The sequence below is a fragment of the Nocardioides sp. NPDC054178 genome (assembly GCF_055585005.1).
Window position 1 is genome coordinate 254060 of sequence record NZ_JBVJKY010000001.1, and the last position, 15030, is coordinate 269089.

The 15030-nt window shown below is 67.2% G+C and carries 15 protein-coding genes; 7 read left to right on the forward strand and 8 right to left on the reverse strand.

Features of this window, described 5'->3' with window-relative positions; translation table 11 throughout:
• Positions 1–173: 173 nt before the first annotated feature.
• Positions 174–1799 carry an ABC-F family ATP-binding cassette domain-containing protein gene (locus ACZ6WN_RS01265; RefSeq protein ID WP_465862184.1) on the forward strand — a complete coding sequence of 542 codons (1626 nt, stop codon included), beginning with the start codon at positions 174–176 and terminating at the stop codon, positions 1797–1799.
• Positions 1800–1826: 27 nt separating this feature from the next.
• Entirely contained in the window at positions 1827–3911 is a 2085-nt protein-coding gene (locus ACZ6WN_RS01270) for a DEAD/DEAH box helicase (protein ID WP_465862185.1), read from the forward strand.
• 12 nt (positions 3912–3923) lie between these two features.
• On the opposite strand, the gene ACZ6WN_RS01275 is transcribed toward ACZ6WN_RS01270, so the two are convergent.
• Together ACZ6WN_RS01275 and ACZ6WN_RS01280 are read right to left on the reverse strand one after the other, a co-directional pair.
• A complete protein-coding gene (locus ACZ6WN_RS01275; protein ID WP_465862187.1) occupies positions 3924–4619 on the reverse strand; it encodes a response regulator transcription factor in 696 nt (231 codons plus the stop codon).
• Entirely contained in the window at positions 4616–5818 is a 1203-nt protein-coding gene (locus ACZ6WN_RS01280; RefSeq protein WP_465862188.1) for a sensor histidine kinase, read from the reverse strand. Before ACZ6WN_RS01280 ends, ACZ6WN_RS01275 begins: the two co-directional genes overlap by 4 nt.
• 164 nt (positions 5819–5982) lie before the next feature.
• On the opposite strand from ACZ6WN_RS01280, the gene ACZ6WN_RS01285 reads away from it, so the two are divergent.
• From ACZ6WN_RS01285 to ACZ6WN_RS01295, 3 genes are all read left to right on the forward strand, one after another.
• A complete protein-coding gene (locus tag ACZ6WN_RS01285; RefSeq protein ID WP_465862190.1) occupies positions 5983–6288 on the forward strand; it encodes a hypothetical protein in 306 nt (101 codons plus the stop codon).
• Positions 6275–7582, forward strand: a complete 1308-nt coding sequence (locus tag ACZ6WN_RS01290) for a cytochrome P450 (RefSeq protein ID WP_465862192.1) — start codon at positions 6275–6277, stop codon at positions 7580–7582. The genes ACZ6WN_RS01285 and ACZ6WN_RS01290 overlap by 14 nt, the downstream gene beginning before the upstream one ends.
• Before the next feature lie 291 nt (positions 7583–7873).
• The gene (locus tag ACZ6WN_RS01295) at positions 7874–8260 is read left to right on the forward strand and encodes a hypothetical protein (protein WP_465862193.1); all 387 of its coding nucleotides are present in this window, start codon (positions 7874–7876) and stop codon (positions 8258–8260) included.
• Between the two features lie 19 nt (positions 8261–8279).
• Here the strand turns inward: ACZ6WN_RS01295 and ACZ6WN_RS01300 are convergent, their stop codons facing one another.
• On the reverse strand, positions 8280–8594 hold the full coding sequence (locus ACZ6WN_RS01300) for a hypothetical protein (protein WP_465862194.1): 315 nt from the start codon (positions 8592–8594) through the stop codon (positions 8280–8282).
• A gap of 455 nt (positions 8595–9049) precedes the next feature.
• On the opposite strand from ACZ6WN_RS01300, the gene ACZ6WN_RS01305 reads away from it, so the two are divergent.
• Positions 9050–10384 (forward strand): hypothetical protein, encoded by a 1335-nt coding sequence (locus ACZ6WN_RS01305; RefSeq protein ID WP_465862195.1) that lies wholly within the window; start codon positions 9050–9052, stop codon positions 10382–10384.
• Between the two features lie 103 nt (positions 10385–10487).
• Here the strand turns inward: ACZ6WN_RS01305 and ACZ6WN_RS01310 are convergent, their stop codons facing one another.
• Positions 10488–10982: a hypothetical protein gene (locus ACZ6WN_RS01310; RefSeq protein WP_465862196.1), complete on the reverse strand. Its 495-nt coding sequence runs from the start codon at positions 10980–10982 to the stop codon at positions 10488–10490.
• 253 nt (positions 10983–11235) lie between these two features.
• On the opposite strand from ACZ6WN_RS01310, the gene ACZ6WN_RS01315 reads away from it, so the two are divergent.
• Complete coding sequence (locus ACZ6WN_RS01315) at positions 11236–11529, forward strand: DUF4333 domain-containing protein (protein ID WP_465862198.1); 294 nt, start codon at positions 11236–11238, stop codon at positions 11527–11529.
• Between the two features lie 8 nt (positions 11530–11537).
• Here ACZ6WN_RS01315 and ACZ6WN_RS01320 read toward each other — a convergent pair whose 3' ends face one another.
• From ACZ6WN_RS01320 to ACZ6WN_RS01335, 4 genes are all read right to left on the reverse strand, one after another.
• Positions 11538–12056 carry a hypothetical protein gene (locus ACZ6WN_RS01320; RefSeq protein WP_465862199.1) on the reverse strand — a complete coding sequence of 173 codons (519 nt, stop codon included), beginning with the start codon at positions 12054–12056 and terminating at the stop codon, positions 11538–11540.
• Positions 12053–13606 carry a putative T7SS-secreted protein gene (locus ACZ6WN_RS01325; RefSeq protein ID WP_465862200.1) on the reverse strand — a complete coding sequence of 518 codons (1554 nt, stop codon included), beginning with the start codon at positions 13604–13606 and terminating at the stop codon, positions 12053–12055. Before ACZ6WN_RS01325 ends, ACZ6WN_RS01320 begins: the two co-directional genes overlap by 4 nt.
• Positions 13543–14091 carry a type VII secretion target gene (locus ACZ6WN_RS01330; RefSeq protein WP_465862201.1) on the reverse strand — a complete coding sequence of 183 codons (549 nt, stop codon included), beginning with the start codon at positions 14089–14091 and terminating at the stop codon, positions 13543–13545. The genes ACZ6WN_RS01325 and ACZ6WN_RS01330 overlap by 64 nt, the downstream gene beginning before the upstream one ends.
• A gap of 109 nt (positions 14092–14200) precedes the next feature.
• On the reverse strand, positions 14201–14992 hold the full coding sequence (locus tag ACZ6WN_RS01335) for an endo alpha-1,4 polygalactosaminidase (RefSeq protein WP_465863506.1): 792 nt from the start codon (positions 14990–14992) through the stop codon (positions 14201–14203).
• Positions 14993–15030 lie beyond the last annotated feature (38 nt).

Consider the following 15030-nt stretch of genomic DNA (forward strand, 5'->3'; position numbering starts at 1 on the left):
ACGGGTCGTGGCTGGCTACCGTGGAGGCATGCACTCCGGTATCGCCTACATGCGCCTGCGTCCCGTCGCCTGACGGCGGCGCTCCGAGGCATACTCCCGCCGCTGTCCGGCCCTCTGCCGGGTAGCTGCCATCGCGCTCCCGGCTCCCGTATGCGAGCTGGAAGTTCACTGTCGTGTCTGTACAGACCCACCACACCTCTGCCCACCTGCGCGCCGAGGACATCTCGGTCACCCGGGGCGGGCGCCCCGTCCTGCGTGACGTCTCCCTGACCGTCTCCGCCGCCAACCGGTCCCGGTTGGCCGTCGTCGGCGAGAACGGCCGGGGCAAGACCACCCTCCTCCATGTCCTCGCCGGACTGCTCGTCCCCGACGCCGGCCGTGTCCAGCGGCACGGCAGGCTCGGTCTGGCGCAGCAGGCCCTGGACGTACGTCCTGGGGACACCGTCGGCACCCTCACCTCGGCCGCGCTGGCCGAGTCGCACGCCGCGCTCCGGTCGCTCGACGAGGCTGCGGTGGCGCTGTCCGAAGACCCGGCGGACACGTCCGGGACGTACGCCGCCGCGCTGGAGCGCGCGACCATGCTGGATGCCTGGGACGCCGACCGCCGGGTGCAGATCGCTCTCGAGGCGCTCGGTGCCTGCACCGACCCTGCCCGCGAGCTGGTGACGTTGTCGGTCGGCCAGCGCTACCGGGTGCGGCTGGCCTGCCTGCTCGGGGCGCACCACGACCTCCTCGTGCTCGACGAGCCGACCAACCACCTCGACGCGTCCGGGCTGGCGTTCCTGACCGAGCGGATCCGGGCACATGCCGGGGGCGTCGTGCTCGTCTCTCACGACCGCGCGCTGCTGCGTGCGGTCGGTGAGGAGTTCCTCGACCTGGACCCGAGCGAGGACGGTCGGCCCAGGACCTATGCCGGGGGCTACCTGGGCTGGCAGGACGGCCGCCGTCGCGACCGGGAGCGCTGGGAGCAGGACCATGCGGCCCAGCAGGAGGAGCACCGGCGTCTGCAGGACTCGGTCTCCGCGGCGCGGGATCGGCTGAGCACCGGCTGGCGGCCGCCGAAGGGCACCGGGAAGCATCAGCGACAGACTCGTGCGCCGGGGTTGGTGCGGTCCTTCAACCGCGACCTCGCGGCGCTCGAGGCGCACCGCATCTCTGTGCCGGAGCCGCCCATGTCGCTGGGCTTTCCCGTGCTCTCGCCGGGAGCGGGCACCCTGTTGCGGTGTGACGCGGTCAGTGTTCCGGGCCGCGTGGACGGGCCCGTCTCCGTCGAGATCGACGCCGGCGACCGGTTGCTGGTCACCGGACCGAACGGCGCCGGCAAGTCGACGTTGCTGCAGGTCATGAGCGGGATCCTGGTGCCGTCGGCGGGGTCGGTGCGGACCTCGGCGGGAACGCGGGTCGCGCTGGTCGGACAGGAGGAGCCGTCCTGGGATCCGGGGCTGACCGCAGCCGAGATCTACGATCGGCACTGCGGCCGGCTGGTCGCCGCCGGGGTGGTGCCAGAACGGGCGGTCCCGTCGCTGCGGTCGACCGGACTCGTGGACGCCGAGGCGCGGCGTACGCCTGCAACGCAGCTGTCCCAGGGGCAGCAGCGGCGGCTCGAGCTGGCGCTGCGGCTGGCCTCGCGTCCGCAGCTGCTGATCTTGGACGAGCCGACGAACCATCTCTCGGCCGGGCTGGTCGACGAGCTGACGGCCGCTCTGCGGTCGACGCAGGCGGCGGTCGTGGTGGCCACGCACGATCGTCAGATGCTGAGCGACCTCTCCGACTGGCCGATGTTGGCGCTGGGGAAGTAGTCGGTGGTCCCTGGTAGACCTAGGTGCATGACTGATCTGGCCACCGACGTACGTGCTCGTGCCGAGGCGCATCTGCGTGCCCTCGTGGGCCGCGATGACGCGACGCTGCGCGAGGACCAGTGGTCGGCGATCTCGGCGCTCGCCGTCGAGCGTCGCCGGGCGCTGGTCGTGCAGAAGACCGGTTGGGGGAAGTCGGCGGTCTACTTCGTGGCCACGCTGCTGCTCCGCGAGGCGGGTCTCGGGCCGACCGTGATCGTCTCGCCGCTGCTCGCGCTGATGCGCAACCAGATCGCGGCGGCGCAGCGGGCCGGGATCCGGGCGGTGACGATCAACTCGACCAACCCCGAGGACTGGGCCTCGATCGAGGAAGCCATCCACGCGGGCGAGATCGACGTCCTGCTGGTCTCGCCCGAGCGGCTCAACAACCCGAAGTTCCGCGACGCGGTGCTGCCCCGGCTGGCGGCCGAGTGCGGCCTGCTGGTGGTCGACGAGGCTCACTGCATCTCCGACTGGGGGCACGACTTCCGGCCCGACTACCGCCGGATCCGCACACTGCTGGCCGATCTTCCCGAGGGGATCCCGGTGCTTGCGACGACCGCCACCGCCAACTCCCGGGTGACCGCGGACGTCGCCGAGCAGATGGGTTCGGGGGTTCTCGTGCTCCGGGGATCGCTGGACCGGGAGTCGCTGCGGCTCGGGGTGGTCACGCTGAAGACCCCCGAGCAGCGGCTCGCCTGGCTCTCCGACCATCTCTCCGAGCAGCCCGGCTCCGGCATCGTCTACTGCCTGACCGTGGCCGCGACCGAGGAGATCGCCGACTATCTGCGCTCCCGAGGCCATGACGTGGCCGCCTACTCGGGGCGTACGGAGGCGGCCGAGCGGGCCGAGCTGGAGGAGTCGCTGGCCGCCGGGAAGGTCAAGGCGCTGGTGGCGACCTCGGCGCTGGGGATGGGCTTCGACGCGACGCTCGGGTTCGTGGTCAACATGGGCGCGCCCTCCTCGCCCGTCTCCTACTACCAGCAGGTCGGCCGCGCCGGCCGTGGCACCTCCGACGCCTCTGTCGTGCTGCTCCCCGGCATCGAGGACCGCGACATCTGGGCCTACTTCGCATCGCTGGCCTTCCCGCGGGAGGAGCAGGTGCGCCAGACCCTGGGCGTCCTCTCCGAGGCGGGCAGGGCCTTGTCGACGCAGGCGCTGGAGACGTACGTCGACCTGTCGCGGTCGCGCCTCGAGCAGATGCTCAAGGTGCTCGACGTCGACGGCGCCGCTCGCCGGGTCGGTGGTGGCTGGGAGGCGACCGGAGTCCCGTGGGACTACGACGCGGAGCGGTACGCGCGGGTCGCCGAGGCCCGGCGCCGGGAGCAGGACGCCATGCTCGCCTACATCTCGACCGACCAGTGCCGGATGCGGTTCCTGCGCGAGCAGCTCGACGATCCGGGCGCCGTCGACTGCGGCCGGTGCGACAACTGCGGTGGCTTCGCGGTGACGTCGTCGGTCTCCGAGGGTGCGGTCGAGGAGGCCTCGGCGCGACTGTCGCGTCCCGGAGTCGTCGTGGAGCCGAAGAAGATGTGGCCCACCGGTCTCGATCGGCTCGGCATCGCGCTCAAGGGCAAGATCAAGGAGGGTCCGCTCGAGGGTCGCGCGGTCGCGCGGCTGACCGACCTCGGCTACGGCCAGGCGCTGCGCGACCTCTTCCGCGAACCCGCCCAGGACGGCCCTGTTCCGGTGCCGCTCGTGCGGGCGGTGGTCGAGGTCCTAGGTGACTGGCGGCCCCGGGTCGGTGGCATCGTCTACGTCGAGTCCGCCACCCGTCCCACCCTCACCCGCGACTTCGCCGAAGGCCTCTCGCGCTATCTTCGCGTCCCGGTCCTCGGCTCGTGGGCCATCGTCGACCCCGACGTCGGCCCCGGCCAGGGCGCCTCCAACTCCGCCCAGCGCGTCGCCGCCATCGGCCGCCGCTTCTCGCTCCACGCCGATGTCCCACCGGGCGCCGACGTACTCCTCATCGACGACCGCATCGCGACCGGCTGGACCGTCACCCTCGCCGCCCGCGCCCTGCTCGACGCCGGCGCCGCCACCGTCCATCCCCTGGTCCTCGCCACCACCACCTGACCCCTCCGCCGGTCAGATCGCCGGCCGGACGATGCCGTGGTCGTACGCGAAGACGATGGCGGCGGCACGGTCGCGGAGGTCGAGCTTGGCGAAGATGCGGCCGATGTGGGACTTGACGGTGAGCTCGGAGATGACGAGGCGCTCGGCGATCTCGGAGTTGGTCCAGCCGGAGGCGACGCCGCGGAGGACCTCGAGCTCGCGGTCGGTCAGCTCGGAGACCTCGACGGTGCTCGACGCCGACGGCGCGACGGCGGAGCGGTAGGTGGCCAGGACGCGGCCGGTGATGGCGGGGTCGAGCCAGGCGTCGCCGAGGGCGACGGAGCGTACGGCCATGACCAGCTCCTCGGCGGGCGAGTCCTTGAGGATGAAACCGGCGGCCCCGGCACGGAGGGCGCCGGAGACGAGCTCGTCCTCGTCGAACGTGGTCAATACCAGCACCGGCGGCGCCGAGGGCAGCGCCCGCACCAGGCCGGTGGCGGTGATCCCGTCGATCTCCCGCATCCGAAGATCCATGACCACGACATCGGCCGGGTGGGCCTCGAGAGCCGCGACCACCTCCGAGCCGTCACCGCACTCGGCGACGATCTCCAGCCCGTCGCGCCGTCGCAGGATGCGGCGCAGGCCGCTGCGTACGAGCTCCTGGTCGTCGACCACGATCACCCGGATCGGCGAGGCTGTGCTGCCGGCGGCGGGGTTGATCGACGTCATGCGAGAGCCTTGCGTACGAGACAGTGCGGTGGGATCACCAGGTCAACCTTCCACATCGACTCCTCGGCTCCCGCCGACAACCGGCCGCGGAGCTGCTCGGCGCGGGCCGCCATACCGGCCAGCCCGGACCCCTCGCCGACCCCGCGCCGCGGGTCGACGAGCGGGTTCTCGACCGAGAGACGTACGCCTTCGTCCACGGCCAAGGAGACCGAGACCGGCGCGCCGGGAGCATGACGGATGGCGTTGGCGAGGGACTCCTGAAGGATCCGGTAGACGCCCAGCCCCACCCCCGCATCGACCTCGGAGAGGTTGCCGGTGGTCGAGAACGTGATCGACTGCCCGGCGCTGCGGCCGTCCTCGACGAGCCGAATCACGTCTGGTGCACCGGGGAGCGGTGTCGTCCCCGCGCCGGAGGCCGACAGCCCGCCGATCGTACGCCGGATCTCCGCCATCGCCCGGCGCCCGACAGCTTCCGCATCGACGAGAGCGGACACCGCCTCGTCCGGGTCGTCCCCCTCGGCGACGGCCCGCCGAGCCGCGGTCAGGTGCAGCAGGGTTATCGACAGCGAGTGTCCGACGAGATCGTGGATCTCGCGCGCGATCCGGGTGCGCTCGGCCTCCGTGGCCCGCGCGTGCTCCTGCGCCCGCGCGAGCCGTTCGGCGCGCAGCGCCCGCATCTGGGCGAGCATCATCAGGCCGCAGACCCAGCCGACGAAGAGCAGCAGCAGGTGGACCCCCACGCCGCTGCGGGTGTCCGCGGCGAAGACCCACATCACCACCCCCGAGGCGATCCCGTAGAGAGTGCCGGTGCGGAGACCCTCGCGGATGACCATCTCGAGCGTGATCGGCACCAGCACAGCCGGCGCGAAGTCGTGCTGGGGCCAGAACGCCGTCGCGGGTTGGGACATCAGCCAGCCCGCGCCCACGAGCGTGGGCGCCACATCGATGACCCACATGTGGTGCGTGAGCCATTCGCTGGAGGACGGGATGAAGAACATGCTCAGCGACGGGATGACGATGACCAGCCCCGCCAGCACCATCGGGGGGTCGAGCTCGCGCTGAAGCACCGCCACGACGACCACGCCGATGAGTGCGGCAGCCGACAGCAGTGGCGCCCACCAGGGGACGTCGAGGTCCTTGCTACGTACGCGACGGTCCAGGAAGTCGCGCACATCGCGAGCCAGGCCCAGGACACTCATACGACCAAGTCTAGGAACGCGTGACCCGGGCCGCATCCGCCCACGGCAGGCGGTCGGCCTGCTACCACGGTAGGAACGCAGGTGCCTGCCAGCGGCCGATGCGCAGGCGTGAGGCGGATCCGTAGCGTCGAACCATCGCGACGACGACGGAGACGGTGAGGACCATGACGTGGAACCAGACCCATGAGCGCTACCGGCTGCTGAACGAGGCGGAGGCCGAGCTGCGATCCGGCTTCGCACACCGGCTGCCGTGGTCGCCGGCCTATGCCGAGGCCTTCGGCACCCCGGAACGGCTGGCCCAGGCCCTCCGGCACCGCTGGCGGATCCGGTTCCAGGCGCAGCTCGACCCGACGCTGTCCCAGGAGGAGTACGAGGCGACCTTCGCCGACCTGCTGGCCGAGCTGGCCCCGTTGATGGGCCGGATCGGCACGCACGAGTTCCGGGAGGAGCTGGCCGATGCCTCGGCGTGAGCTGTCGCCGATCGAGCGGTCGAGGTCGTACGCCCGCTGGGCACTCTCCCAGGGCATCAACCGTGCGGTGCTGAGCCTCGCGTCGAGACGCGGCGACCCGCTCGCCGAGCTGATGTGGTCGCGGGACGTACCGGACTACCGCCGTCTGCGAGCGCGCGGCCCGGTTCACACCAACCCGTTCATGGCCGGCACGGTCTCGTACGCCGCTGCCGATGAGATCCTTCGCAGCAGCGACTTCGGCGTCGGTGACGGCCAGGGCGAGCTGCCCGTGCCGCTGCGATGGCTGCTCGGGAAGGTGAGCGCTCCTGACGCCCTGGGCCCGGTCGACCCGCCGTCGATGCTCGCCGTCGACCCGCCGCTGCACACCCGCTACCGCAAGCACGTCTCCAAGGCGTTCACCGCCCGCCGGATCAGCTCGATGGCCGAGATGGTCACCGCGGTCGCCGGCGACCTGCTCGACGAGATCGACCCGCGCGAGGGGCGGGTCGACATCATCGAGAGATACGCCGCGAAGCTCCCGATCGCCGTCATCGCCGAGCTGTTGGGCGTGCCTGAAGCGGACCGGCCGGACATCCTCCGCTGGGGTGACCAGGCTGCCGCGATCCTCGATCCGGGACTGTCGTGGCGGGACTACTCGCAGGTCGAGACCGCGATGCGGTCGCTCCACCACTGGTTCGAGGACCACGTACGCCACCTTCGCGCCGACCCGGGTGACGACCTCCTCAGCGCCCTGGTCATCGCGGGCGATCTCGACGACATCGAGCTCCACGCCCTCGGCCTCCTGCTCCTGGCGGCGGGCTTCGAGACGACCGTCAACCTGCTCGGCAACGCGGTGGCCGCTCTGGACGCTCACCCGTCCCAGCGCGCGCTGTTTCTCGCCGATCCGTCGCTCGTCGACGGCGTCATCGAGGAGACCTTGCGCTGGGACCCGCCGGTCATGGCCACCGTCCGCGAGGCCTACGCCGCAACCAACGTGGCGGGCGTGGACGTCGCCAAGGGCACCGCCGTCGCCGTCGTCCTCGGTGGCGCCAACCGCGACCCGTCGGCGTTCGAGGACCCCGACACGTACGACATCACCCGCCCCAACGCCGACCAGCACCTCTCCTTCTCCGCCGGCGCCCACTTCTGCCTAGGTGCCAGCCTCGCCCGCCTCGAAGCCCGCGTAGGCCTCCGCCTCCTGTTCGAGCGCTACCCCGATCTGCATGTCGAAGGCGAAGCCGTACGCCGCCCCACCCGCATCCTCCGCGGCTACGCATCCCTCCCCGTCGCCCTCGGAGGGCGGCCCGTGAGTTGACGTCGACGCTGCCTGCGCGGGACGGAACTTGAGCACGAACGATCTTGACCCTTGCTGCCGCTTCGCTCGGCTTGACAAGAGGATGTCGCGGCGACGGACATCCAGTCAGTCATCGTCTCTTTCGAGGCGAGCCGAACCAAAGATCCTCTCTTCGGATAGTTGCAGCCGCACGGATGGAGCCCCAACGACTTCAGCGGCAAGCTAATCGCGCGCTGACAAACGGTGTGCGGAGTGATGTACTGATGTCGCGCACCCGGCGGGGGTACGCACGGATTCAGCGGGAGGATCAGCATGGGTGACACCGACGAGATCAGGGCCGACCTCGACAAGCTGAACGATGCCCACAAGAACCTAGTCGCGGAGCGTGACCTCGTGAAGAGTCTTAATCTGGGGGACGCTCCTGCTGCCGCAGCGTTCGGCGGGTCGGCGTTGGGTCAGTCGTTGGCGCAGACGGTCGCGCGGGCGCATGCGAATCTGATCGAGGCGAAGCAGGACACGGTGCGGGGTTTGGATAAGTACGCCACCGCAACTCATGACGCCCAGACCGACATCATGGAGACCGACGAAGGCCAGGCCGCGGTGGCGCAGACCATGGCAGAGGCGCTACAGGCGTTGAGCAACCCGCTGGTGATGTTCAACAGGAAGGGCACCGCGTTCGGGAAGTCCATGCCGATCTGACGCCCTCCTCGGATGGGACTTAGAGGGTCTTGTACGTCGCCATGATCGGTGTGATCAGCGTCTCGGCGCCCTTCCGGTCGATATCAGACTTGTTGAACTCCCAGGTGACCGTGACCTGATCGCGAGTCGTTGACGCGACGGTTCCGTAGTGGTCTTGCCAGGTGAACTCGGTCTCGGCGCGGAAGTGGTAGAAGGACGTCCCGTTGATGGTCTCATCAGGAAGTCGCTCGATCTTGGTGAGGCTGGAGTCTTCCTTCAGTTGGCTGTGAACGAGCTTCGCAAGTCCCCCAACGGCTTCGTCGAGTTCTCCGTCGGCGCCGTAGGCATCAGCCATGAGCCCACCTGAGCCCGGGGAGAGCCCGACAGAGTTCTTTGGCGCACGCATCGTCTGGGACTGCTTGCGGTTGGAGCTGAGAGTCCAGTCTGGAGGAACTTGGAGCTGAGCGACGTCGACCGATGCGACCTGCCAGTCAGCAGGCACAGTCGGGTCGCTAGGGCTCTGGCCGGGGGACGCCTCGGACGTGGAGTTGGCCGACGTGCTTCTCGTGGGATCGGTGGTCGGGCTTTCGTCGCTCCCGCACCCGGCAAGGACAATACTGAGCGAGGTGGCCAATGCGGCGATGGTGATCGCCCGAGACGTCTTCATGGGCCATGACCCTAGAGCAGTTCTCCGGAATCGCTTGGCAGGTCCAGGGATCGCACGGTGTAATTTCAGTGGTCGGGGTCGTCTGTGCCCCTCGAATCGTTCTCGGGAGGGGACACGACATGGCTGGCGTACAAGGCCCTTGGATGGCTCGGCTTAAGGCGTATGTCGAAGGTGCCGACGAGGCTGTCCTCGACGCACTGACTGACCGTTGGAACGACGGAGAGCGCACGTTCCGTGCCGCGGGACGCACTCTCCATGAAAACGGCAAGAAGGTCGAAGATGGGTTCTCCTCGTCTTCGGAGTCTGGTCAGGCTGCACGACAAGGTATGCAGCAGGCGGGTGAGAAGACGGCAGACAAGAGCGACGTGCTGAAGGAAGCGGTTGCCGCGTTGCGGCATTACCGAGGCACGCTGTCAACGGCTCGGTCGCAGTACGCCACGTTGGCGGCCGGTCTGCCGAAGTCGCATGGTCCGGCGCCGGACCCAGCGGACTACCCGACCAGTGGGACGGGCGTGGATGGTGAGGCGAACGCGGCGGCGCTGAAGAACAAGCAGGCTGAACATGCGGCCGCTGAGGCGGCGATCGCGCATGCGGAAACTGAGGCAGCTGCACAGGTCGGCTACGTTGACGATGCGGTGCGCGAGGACGAGCCGAAGATCCGTGCTCTGTATGACGATGGCACCAACTCTGAGCCGCTCCCGGCGGGGACATCGGGATCGCAGCCGGGGTCCTACAGCCAGATCCAGGCCGCGAAGGCGCGGATGGCGAAGTACAACTCTGGCACCCTCTACCCTGACGGCTGGGGCCACGAGCTGATCGCTCAGGAGAAGGCGAACATCGAGGCGCACAAGGCTGAGAACAAGCCCGAGTGGAACGGCACTGAGTGGATCAACGCCGACGGCACCCCCGCTCCCGCGACCTCGTACGCGATGGTCGAGACCGCTGACGGCCTCGCGCCGCTGGCAGGCGGTGCTGGCGGGATGTCTGCCCTCGCGATCGCCGGCGGGGGAGCCCTGCTCGGTGCCGGTGTGGCCAAGGCGATCGCCAGCAAGCTCTCCGCTGGTGCATCTGCCAAAGCAGCAACCGCCGGCGCTGCATCGAGATCAGCCGCTGCCCGATCCGCAGGCGCCAGGGCGGGCACTGCCGGCGCACGGGCGGGAGGTGGTGCAGGCGCTGGCGGCCGTGGTGCAGGCGCGCGCGGTACGGGAGCAGGCGCGCGTGGTACGGGAGCAGGCGCGCGTGGCACCGGTGCCGGAGGACGTGGCGCCGGCCGGGGCGGCGCCGGTGGCCGAGGCGGAGCCGGTGGAGCGGGTGGCCGCGGTGCCAAGAAGCGGGACCAGAACGGCAGCCAGAACCAAGAGTGGGAAGCCGACTACACCGACGACTGGACCGAGACCGCAAGCGACGTCCTGGACCCCAACGCGTCCCGCGGGTGGGTCCCGAACGCGCCCGACGACAACGACGGTAAGCGAAGCTGACTCGTTCAGTTCGATGAGGACTGCTCCCGGATGCTGGACCGCCAACATCGCTGAACGGCGTTGGCCGTCTGGACAGTTCTCGATCGGAGCGGACTCGGTACGTTCAGCGTGCGAAGAGCTTGCCCAGCAGGCCCTTGTGTTTCCATCCGTGCGACTGGAGCCATGCGAAGAGCGGATCCTTGATGCGACTCGTCTCAAATGTGTACACAACGGGCTGGAAGCCGACCTCGGGGTCTTTCCCGCCGGTGGAACTCGATCCGAAGCCACCGAACGAGAAGCCTGCCTCCTTCCTGATCGACTTGCCGGAAGACCAAGACTTCTCGCCACCGATCGCGAAGCCATCCTCGGTGAAGCCGACGCGAGCTTCCACCTCGGTGCTGAAGTCTTGGTAGTCATACGTGCCGCTGCGCTCATCCAGAGTCACAGTCAGTCGGTATGACTTGTCGATGTGTTCGATCTCAGTCGCGTAGAGGGTCGTGGCTTTGACGATGTCCCACCAGCCAATGATCTGCGTCCCTTGGGCGTAGTAGCTGAAGGGCTCCGTTGGCAGGTTGAGGTTCACGATCTGTGGGAGCATCTCGGGAAGCGGCGTCGGCATGTCTCATTCCTACCTCGGAACCTTCATGTGCGCCACCAGCGCCTCCTCTGCGCTTCGTCGTGCCCGACAGTGGAGGATGGACGCGTCCCAGGCATGCCGAGTTGCGGGGCTACAGTGCGAAGGCGGTACAGCGAGCCTCGCGGAAGCCGTGAATCGCGGTTGCAGGTGTCGTCACACCTCAGTGTCGCCGGAAGTTGACGCCGTTTGCATTAGAGTGCAGACATCGAACGTCGTCAACACTCAAGGACCACCCATGCTCGGACGGAAAGTGGCATCCTCTACGATCGCGATCGCAGCGCTCTTTGGGCTTGCTGCCTGTGGAAGTATCGCTGAGGACGACCTCGAGAAGAACGTGACTGATCAGCTGGAGAAGATGGCTGGGCAGCGTCCTGACAAGGTCGACTGCCCTGGCGATCTGAAGGCAGAGGTTGGTAGCGAGATCCGGTGCACCCTTACTGCGGGCGGGGACACTCTTGGACTCACCGTCACGGTGACGTCGGTCGAGGGCACCGATGCCAAGTACGAAATTCAGGTCGACGAAAACTAGAAGCGTTGTCAGCGGGCGGCGAGCATATCTTCTGCTCCGGGAACGATGACCACTCGCTCGATGAAGTCGCGAAATTCGGATCCCACAGTTGCCCACTGGCTGTACTTGCACGTCACCGTGAAGATGAGCACGATGCGCTTTCGAGGGTCGTCTCCATCTACCACGGCTTCAATTACCTGTGCTTGGTAGAGGTCGAATCGCGTCCCCTCGATGTTCGCTTCCACTTCGAGGAGTTGGACGAGAGCAGGGGCACGCGACGACCCAGTTCGAGCTCGCTTCACCACATATACGGCCGCCCCTTGATCAAGCAGAGACACGCGCGTCTCGTCAGCGATTTCCTCAAGGCTCGCGGGATCGGTCCGGACCGATCCCCTGACGCTAAGAATGGGAACGTAGTTCTCCGTGTGGAAGCCGAACCTTACGGCTGCAAACGCTGCATCCTCTGCGTCGAGCGATTCAGGATCGACTTGGCGCCATTCTCTGTTGGGCATTTCGATCTCGACCGGAATAGGGAGTGCCGCCGTCATAGAAGTCCCCCAATCAACTTCGCTACCGATTCCCCTGTCTTCCTCGCTTCGCCCGGGTCAAACGTCATATGGTCGATGACCTTCCTGGCGCCGTCTGTGTCTCTGGCGGTTGTGATCCACTCGTCCGGGGTCATTGAGAAATTGTCAGCTATCTGATCCGGGTGCGCGATCATATCTTTTCCGGTGTCGTACATTTCGGGAAAGTCTAGGACTACCTCCGGGGTCACCTTTGCGCCAAGGCCCACGGCGAGTCCTGCGGCTGCTTTGATGTTCACGCGACCGTCTTCCCAGCCGACATCCAGGTCGGCTGCGTATCCAGCGCCGGCCCAACCCTCGACGTCGGCTCCCGCCCCCAATCCGCCGGCCCCGACTTTACCGCCACCGCCGATCTTGCCGCCCGCAAAGGCTTCGCTTCCGACATGGGCACCCTTATTGTTGAGCGTTAGCGAGTTCTCTGTCTCGGCGCCGCCGCTGCCATAGGCGGAAAGGTCGCCTTTCAGATATCCATGCTCCGCGCTGAACTCGCGTTTTCCGTTGATCAGATTGATGTGGGCGTTGGCTTCGAGGGTCAACCCTTCTTTGGTAAGCTTGGCGGCGATCTCGCCGTCTGCGCTATACAGTGTGTATGTTCCATCCCCGCTGATCTTTAGTTCGCCTACGTCTTCGGTCCACTTTTCTTCGAGCTTGTAGACATAGGCTTCGCCGTTGGCGCCAATGAACTGAATATTTTCGCCGTCAACCTTGAATCCTTCGAGGGTGCCTTCGGCGCCGAAGACGTCTCCTGGTATTCCGGCTTCCCTAAAAGCGGAACGCAACTTGTCTATGACAGCTATAAGGGCTTTGGGGTCGCCATCTTTTAGTTTTGATATCGCATCCGGAAGGGATGTGCCTAGGGAACTCTCCTGCTCGTCGAAGGCTGCTTGTGATATAGCCGCTAATCCGGCTGAATCAAAAGTGCTTCGCGCGTCATCGAGGATCTGCTGCGCCTCTTCACGCAGGGGTTGGCCGGGATCCTTGAATGGTCCAGGCTGGGTCAGCGCGATCGGTGGGACTACCTGGCCCGAGTGAATTGCAGAATTGTGGGCGGTGACCTGTCGATTGTAAGCGTCGATATCATCCTGGTGGTTGGCTTCGGCAGACCTGGTTGCTGCCTCGGCCTCATCCCACTTGGCGACCGCGTCTGCGGCAGAGTTCTGCGCCGACCTTAATGAGGTTGCGTAGGACTCTAGGGCTAGTGCTGAACGCTTCAAGCGTTCGACATAGAGGTCCCACTTCCGGACTAGTCCGACCCGCGTAAGCGAGTAGGCCATTTGGGTGATGCCCGTCCAATCGGGGATCTCTACGTGTTCGAACTCGGCTGCGAGCTTGGCTGCACTGCGCGCCTCTTCTTCGAGGGCCATGACCTGCTCTCCGACCGCGGTGACGGATCCTCTGATCAACTCCGTCGGATCTTTGGTCGAGCCTAGCGAAGCCCCGGAAGGCAAACTCACGATCCACTTCCATCGGTCCGGACTGGGCGGACTCCAGAGACACTCCCGCCATCGTTCCATTCGGCTGGCATCGGATCGGCTTTCGGGGCCGGAGAGTTGCCGTCGAAGTGACCGAGAAGGTCATTGGACTCGCTGGGGCGTCTTCCGCCCCAGATCGCAGGGAGTGGCACTCGTTGCCCGCCATCGGAGCACCTGATGCCTCGCTCGATGTCGGATGCATGGTCGCCGGCGTCCTGGTCGGCCCCCTGGATAGCGGCCGCCGCGTCACCGAGAGAGCCTGCGAGCTTCTCTGTTTCGGTCGCTAGCCCCTGACGGGCGTCCTTCAGATCGTCACGCAGATCGGAAAGCCAGTCCGTGATCTCGATGTGCCCGATCTGACCGGAGGCGGGTTGAGGGCACGCCTTCGGCTTGTTCAGGCCGTCTACTACCTCTGTGTACCGTTTCGATGCACGGCGGACGTCTGCGGGATCCACCCGAAGATCCATGGCAACTCCTTCAGCCCGAGAATGTTGCGAGGGATGAGCCCCGCTGCAGCACTTCAACATTTAAGCCCAAGTTCTGCGGTTTGGGTACGTCAATGTCCAATGGCTTCGCGCGCCGGCGGAGAAAGGGGTGCAACGCGGAAGCACATGCCGACCCAGAGGATGCGGCCCTTCAGCAGGCGTCGTAGACGTACGCCGGCTCGTTCTGTCCTACGAGGTCGCGGTCGCGGAGGATGGTGAGCGGGGAGCGGGTGGGGTCGGCGCAGACATCGGCGAAGGAGAGGTCGGCTTCGGCGAGGGAGTCGGGGTATTCGATCTGGAGCACGTGCGAGCCGTAGACATCGGTGTAGGCGGCGCACTCGGTGTAGGCGCCGCATTCTTCGACGACGGCGAAGTCGAAGCCCAGGTCGTCGTGGGCGGGGCGGGCGGCTTCGGCGGCGTTCTTCTGGGCGATCGCGAGATTCGCGTCGTGAGCAGCGGAGACGTAGGCCGCGGCCAGGGCGAAGGCGCCTTCCCGGGAGATCGAGTCGAAGCGGGTCCAGGTGTCGAGGTTGTCGATCTCGACGGCGTCGAAGCCGTCGTCGGCGCATCCCTGGATGATCGGGCCGATGACCTCGAGGATCGCCGCACGTGCAGATGCGGTGGAGGGGTCGAGGACGATCTCGTCGGGCCAGTCGGGGTCGCGTACGGGATCGCCGGAGGCGTCGCGCAAAAGTGCGGACGGGCGATCGGACCAGTCGGCGCCTGGCTGGGTTTGGAAGCCGTTGACGTAGCAGACGTTGTAGGCGCCATCGAGGGGCTCGGTGGTGGCGTCGCGTGCGACCACGTCGATGGGAGTGCCGTCTGGTAGCTGATCAGCGGTTCCGCCGAGTTGGTAGTCGAATGTGCCCTCGGTCGGCGGGAGAGCGTACGCGTCATCGGCGTCCGAGGATGCGGGGGATCCGCAGCCAGCGAGGGCGATCAGGCAGACGAGCGCGACGAGGGCCGGGCTGCCAGTGGCAG